The 858-nt window shown below is 47.8% G+C and carries 1 pseudogene; it reads right to left on the bottom strand.

Annotated elements, in window-relative coordinates:
* Positions 1–415 (bottom strand): annotated as a pseudogene (locus tag FE394_RS20200) (phage tail fiber protein); the annotation flags it as partial.
* Between the last annotated feature and the right edge of the window lie 443 nt (positions 416–858).

Here is an 858-nt window from a genome sequence, read left to right as displayed (position 1 = left end):
TTCACCATCGGCATAGTAGATCTTCTCACCGTCCACAATGGACTTGATGCGTTTGTTCTGGAATCTCTCCGGCAAATGACTGTGCTGACGGTGGAAGGTTTCAAGGGTAATGCTGCCGTCCTTATTCACCCGGTCATCAATGTAAATGAGTTCCAGTCCGTTGTTGTTCTTCGGCGAGGAGATACCACCATGCACACCATGCCCCATCGGCGTTATAACCAAGGACATTGGCTATCTGATAGTGACCAGTGCCGAGTTTAGTAACCGTGGCCCCTTCTGATTCGTCATTGGTGGTAAAGGTGCCATCGGGGGAAATTTGGATGATGGGGGAGCTTTTCCGAATATAACCAGTGTTATCACTCCAGCAGTTAGCTCCCAGTGATAATGCCTCGCCGCTACCACGAGGGAACGTCATGAAATACCACTTAGAATCATCCCATTTGTAAACTATATGCGGATTACCTCCGATTGTTTTAATATTTAACTTGGTCTCACCAGCAAAACAGGAAAGCTCATTTATACAAGAAAGCGTATTTTCTATTGCGATGGCTCCCTGAATTTTTTGCAATTCCCATTGGTTTTTATCCAGCTTTCCCTCCATCGCCGCATACAGCGCCTTAATCGATTGCAACGCCACCGTCTGCCCATTCGGCAACGTCACATTCACCGTGCCATTCTGGGACATCCACTTATCCATGTTCTGGAGGAAATTAAAGATATAACTGCTGCCTGCCAGCATGTGCCGGACGCCATCCCCGACAGAATCAGGCACGGTAGTCTGTATCTGGTAGGTATCTCACGAATTGACAACGAACCAGCACGGTAAACCGATTCGATAGCCTCCCAATCTGGTTTAGC

Source organism: Xenorhabdus littoralis (assembly GCF_033949345.1).
In the GTDB taxonomy this organism is placed as follows: domain Bacteria; phylum Pseudomonadota; class Gammaproteobacteria; order Enterobacterales; family Enterobacteriaceae; genus Xenorhabdus; species Xenorhabdus littoralis.
The sequence above is the reverse complement of the archived record's forward strand: the minus strand, read 5'-3'. Positions and strand labels throughout refer to the sequence as shown.